The organism is Streptococcus sp. 3874, assembly GCF_013276425.1.
Taxonomy (GTDB): Bacteria; Bacillota; Bacilli; order Lactobacillales; family Streptococcaceae; genus Streptococcus; species Streptococcus pseudopneumoniae.
On sequence record NZ_VMLA01000060.1, the window covers coordinates 16,085 to 21,092 of the forward strand.

The 5,008-nt window shown below is 36.8% G+C and carries 5 protein-coding genes and 2 pseudogenes; all 7 read left to right on the forward strand.

What is annotated here, in order from left to right; translation table 11 throughout:
- The first annotated feature begins 106 nt into the window (after positions 1 to 106).
- The 7 genes and pseudogenes from HT703_RS06615 to HT703_RS06645 all read left to right on the forward strand — a co-directional run bounded on the left by HT703_RS06615 (position 107) and on the right by HT703_RS06645 (position 4,450).
- Positions 107 to 361 carry a type II toxin-antitoxin system Phd/YefM family antitoxin gene (locus tag HT703_RS06615; RefSeq protein ID WP_016398854.1) on the forward strand — a complete coding sequence of 85 codons (255 nt, stop codon included), beginning with the start codon at positions 107 to 109 and terminating at the stop codon, positions 359 to 361.
- Positions 362 to 364: 3 nt separating this feature from the next.
- Positions 365 to 619 carry a Txe/YoeB family addiction module toxin gene (locus tag HT703_RS06620; RefSeq protein ID WP_016398855.1) on the forward strand — a complete coding sequence of 85 codons (255 nt, stop codon included), beginning with the start codon at positions 365 to 367 and terminating at the stop codon, positions 617 to 619.
- A gap of 346 nt (positions 620 to 965) precedes the next feature.
- A pseudogene (locus HT703_RS12150) lies at positions 966 to 1,469 on the forward strand (KilA-N domain-containing protein); the annotation flags it as partial.
- Entirely contained in the window at positions 1,423 to 1,563 is a 141-nt protein-coding gene (locus tag HT703_RS06630; RefSeq protein WP_000899898.1) for a hypothetical protein, read from the forward strand. The pseudogene HT703_RS12150 and the gene HT703_RS06630, both read left to right, overlap by 47 nt.
- 15 nt (positions 1,564 to 1,578) lie before the next feature.
- A complete protein-coding gene (locus HT703_RS06635) occupies positions 1,579 to 2,364 on the forward strand; it encodes a hypothetical protein (protein WP_000669602.1) in 786 nt (261 codons plus the stop codon).
- A gap of 136 nt (positions 2,365 to 2,500) precedes the next feature.
- Positions 2,501 to 2,755, forward strand: a pseudogene (locus tag HT703_RS06640) (recombinase family protein); the annotation flags it as partial.
- Between the two features lie 81 nt (positions 2,756 to 2,836).
- A complete protein-coding gene (locus HT703_RS06645) occupies positions 2,837 to 4,450 on the forward strand; it encodes a ribonuclease Y (RefSeq protein ID WP_000404950.1) in 1,614 nt (537 codons plus the stop codon).
- The last annotated feature ends 558 nt before the right edge of the window (positions 4,451 to 5,008 follow it).

Genomic DNA, 5,008 nt, shown 5'->3' on the forward strand with positions numbered 1-5,008 from the left:
TTTTCATTGAGTATAAATAGATGGAAAAGAAAATCTTGTACAAGTTTCTGACAATTTCTTTCTTTTCGTGTATAATAGTGGAAAAGAGGTAAAACGAGGTATGGTTATGGAAGCAGTTCTTTACTCAACATTCCGAAATCATTTAAAAGACTACATGAAGAAGGTCAATGATGAATTTGAGCCTTTAACGGTGGTTAATAAAAATCCAGATGAGGACATTGTAGTTCTTTCAAAGAGCGAATGGGACAGTATTCAGGAAACTCTGAGAATCGTTCAAAATAAGGAACTATCTGACAAGGTCTTGCGAGGAATGGCTCAAGTCCGTGCTGGAAGCACTCAAGTCCATGTTATTGAGGAGTGAGGAATGCTGCTCAAGTTTACAGAAGATGCGTGGGCAGATTATTGCTACTGGCAAACTCAGGATAAGAAAACACTAAAAAGAATCAATAAACTAATTAAGGATATTCAAAGTGATTCATTTACAGGAATAGGAAAACCAGAACCACTCAAGTATGACTACCAAGGAGCCTGGTCACGGCGTATTGATGCAGAAAATCGCTTGATTTATATGATGGATGGAGATAGCATCGCTTTTTTGTCCTTCAAAGATCACTACTAAGTCTACTGAAAGGTGGGCTTTTTATTTTTTAAATTTTTATGAGTAAGTTTAAGATAAAGTTTTTTAGAAAATGACAGAATCCCTAATACAAAAGACAAAAACTCAGAAAAGAAAGTTAGTATATAAACTTCGATTTTTTCCCTTGAATCCGCTTTATCACTTGTATTTTGTGGTATAATGAAGAGAATTGTTAATAATAAAAACAGGGGAAGTAAATGTCTAATTTTAAAGAAAAACTACCGATATTCCAGTCGAACGATGTTCAGATTTCAAATGTAGTCAATGCAGTTTGGTCGATTGCGAACACCTTACGTGGAGCTTATCGTTCGGATAAGTATCGAGTGATGTAATTAAAAATTGGATGAGAAGAAAAGATACAATTGAGTTTCTTGGTTTATGGAAAAGCTTAAACAACATGAATTTCAATTCGGTCGAATTCGACCGAATTAAATCGGAAGCTGGATATAATTCATTTACATTGTCTCCTAAGAAATGGGTAGAGAAAACTGGAGCAATCGGAATTATCTCAAAAGGTGGAAGATATGGTGGTGCATTTGCACATATAGATATTGCCTTTGAATTTGCTTCATGTATTTCTGCTGAATTTAAGATGTATGTAATTCAGGATTACAAAAGACTTAAGTCAGATTAAAATTCTAAGATATCATTAGGCTGGAATTTGAATAGAGAAATTTCTAAGATTAACTACAAAATTCATACAGATGCAATCAAAGAATATCTCTTAAAAGATCTTACCAACGAACAGTTGTCTTACAAGTATGTAAGTGAAGCAGATATGATTAATGTTGTTTTATTTAACAAAAGAGCTAAACAGTGGCGTGAAGAAAATAGGAACAATTAGTACAACACTTGTAGTAGTTGCGGGAGTAAGTGCGGGTGTGCTTGGAGGAAAATTTGACTTTAAATTTCCTAAAAAGATTTAATGGAGAATAATAAATATGAAGTTTAAAAATTATCTATTTGATTTATATCCTTATTTTCCCAAAGGTTTTTCATTATATAATAGAAAGGATCCTGATGTATGTAGTAAGGCGTTGTACGATGATTTATGTAAGATGTTTTTTGATGATGATTCAAAAGAAAAACTTAAAATAACATCTGTATGTAATAAATGCCAAAACTTTGGAAATGGAGATTTTTATACTTTATTTATTGATAAGGATAAGTATTTATTATCAAGTGATTATATAGGAGCCTCTATTTATTGGGCAAGAAAGGCAGGATTAAACGACAGAATAATTTTAGATCATTTGAGTATTTCAAGAACAATAGGTGGACACATTCTTTTCCCTAGAGGTGGTGGAAAATCAGAAACCGTTAATACAGCTAGAGGTGGAAAACCTAGAATCAAGAATGGAATTTATAAAGGATATTATGATCGTTTTGATTTAACACTATATGCTATAAAAGAATGGTTTGCGGGAAATAATAATTCAAAAATAGATTATGCTATAGAGAATTACCGTGAATGGTTTGAACTATTTTTTGATGATGATAATTGTAAAAATGGATTTGAGAAATTTGTCGAGTTTTTTAAGTTAGAAGGATTTATATATGAGCAAAATAAAATTATAGATTTAATTAAATCAGATTTAGAGAACAATCAGGTTGTCTTTTTAGATAAAGAAGATATTAGGATTGCTAGCACAGAAGAAGAATATATAAGATATATGAAAAATCTTAATATCATTATTCTAGAAAGAACTAAAAAAATATTATTATAAATATTTCAGCACCAGTTAAATAAAATGTGCGTTTTCTTTATCAAAAAAATTAATAAAAGAGGTTACCAAGAGGGATAAATTTTAAGTGTAGGGGGAATTTATCCTTTTTGCTTTTGAGGTAGAAGAGAAATCTATTGAATTATCCTATGAATATGTAGATGATGGATATAGTGGTTCTAATTTTGAGCGACCAAATTTTAAGAATATGATTGATGACCTGAATAAAGGAAAGTTTTCTATCATTATGGTAAAAGATTTATCTCGTTTCGGCAGAGATTATATCGAGTCAGGAAAGTACTTACAAAAGATATTTCTTGAAAAAGGTATTCGCTTTATATCTGTAAATGATAACTATGATAGTGATAATGCGGATGTTAGCGATATCCATTTAAGGTTTGTGAAAATCACTTTTTTATGGTAGAATGTAAAAGAATGTATGTCATTCGGAATAACAATAAAATGAGGTAAAAACATGGAAATCATGTCGCTTGCGATTGCTGTTTTTGCCGTCATCATTGGTTTAGTCATTGGATATGTCAGCATCTCAGCTAAGATGAAATCATCTCAGGAAGCTGCAGAGTTGATGCTTTTAAATGCTGAACAAGAAGCAACTAATTTACGTGGACAAGCTGAGCGTGAAGTGGATTTACTTGTTAATGAAGCCAAACGTGAAAGCAAGTCTCTTAAAAAAGAAGCACTATTGGAGGCCAAAGAAGAAGCCAGAAAATACCGTGAAGAAGTGGACGCTGAATTCAAATCAGAACGTCAAGAACTCAAACAAATCGAAAGTCGTTTGACAGAGAGAGCTACCAGCCTTGACCGTAAGGACGACAATTTGACGAGTAAAGAACAAACACTTGAACAAAAAGAACAAAGTATTTCTGATAGAGCGAAAAACCTTGATGCGCGTGAAGAGCAATTAGAGGAAGTCGAAAGACAAAAAGAAGCAGAACTAGAGCGTATTGGTGCTCTGTCTCAGGCAGAAGCACGAGATATTATCTTGGCACAGACAGAGGAAAACTTGACCAAGGAGATTGCCAGTCGTATTCGCGAAGCTGAGCAAGAGGTCAAGGAACGTTCTGACAAAATGGCCAAGGACATCCTGGTTCAAGCTATGCAACGTATCGCTGGTGAATATGTAGCGGAGTCAACAAACTCAACGGTTCATCTGCCAGACGATACTATGAAGGGACGCATTATTGGTCGTGAAGGTCGTAACATTCGTACCTTTGAAAGTTTGACAGGGGTCGATGTGATTATCGACGATACACCAGAAGTGGTGACCTTGTCAGGATTTGATCCGATTCGTCGTGAGATTGCCCGTATGACTATGGAAATGTTGCTCAAGGATGGTCGTATCCACCCAGCTCGTATCGAAGAGTTGGTTGAGAAAAACCGTCAAGAGATTGACAATAAGATCCGTGAATACGGTGAGGCTGCTGCCTATGAGATTGGCGCACCAAACCTTCATCCAGACTTGATGAAGATTATGGGTCGCTTGCAATTCCGGACTTCATATGGCCAAAATGTTTTGCGCCATTCGATTGAGGTTGCTAAGTTAGCTGGTATTATGGCCAGCGAGCTTGGTGAGAATGCGGCTCTTGCCCGTCGTGCTGGATTCCTTCACGACATCGGAAAAGCCATTGACCGCGAGGTTGAAGGTAGCCACGTTGAAATCGGTATGGAATTGGCACGTAAGTACAAGGAACATCCAGTTGTGGTCAATACGATTGCTAGTCACCACGGAGATGTTGAAGCTGAGAGCGTCATTGCAGTTATCGTTGCTGCAGCAGATGCCTTGAGCGCAGCTCGTCCAGGTGCTCGTAGTGAGTCTCTTGAAAGCTACATCAAGCGTCTCCATGATTTGGAAGAAATTGCGAACGGCTTTGAAGGGGTACAAAATAGCTTTGCCCTTCAAGCAGGACGTGAAATTCGTATCATGGTCAATCCAGGAAAAATCAAGGACGACAAAGTCACAATCTTAGCTCACAAAGTTCGTGAGAAAATTGAAAACAATCTCGATTACCCAGGAAATATCAAGATAACCGTGATTCGTGAGCTTCGTGCAGTAGATTATGCTAAATAATAAAAAACTGAGGTCAGTGAAATCTGACTTCAGTTTTTTTGAAGTACGACGGGCATGTGGTGCATCTGAGGTGTAATACTCTTCGAAAATCTCTTCAAACCACGTCAACGTCGCCTTGCCGTACTCAAGTACAGCCTGCGGCTAGTTTCCTAGTTTACTCTTTGATTTTCATTGAGTATAAGTCCTTGGTGGGCACCTGCTACCGGTGAACCCAATAGCGATTCCCAAGCCTGACTATCGTGAGGTAGCGGATTAAAACGGTCTGGGGATAGACCGTTTTAAGTCTGACGCTGGAAATAAGAATCGTCAGAGGAAGGGATAGCGAAATCGTGGCTCTACGAACAGGAAGGTGATAGTAAGGCGTATATAGCGGATAGGGGGGCGCGAAACCTTAAAGTCCAAAAAGGTAGTCGTAACCTATATGCGTAAATCACGAGAGTAATTGAATTCGAACTAAGATTTATCTTTTTCCACTGTAACCTTTTAACGTCCTCATGTCTAGTCTAAACGAGGAAAGATGTAGGACTTATCCCGTGAGCTCTGTCGCTAGAAAGAGAA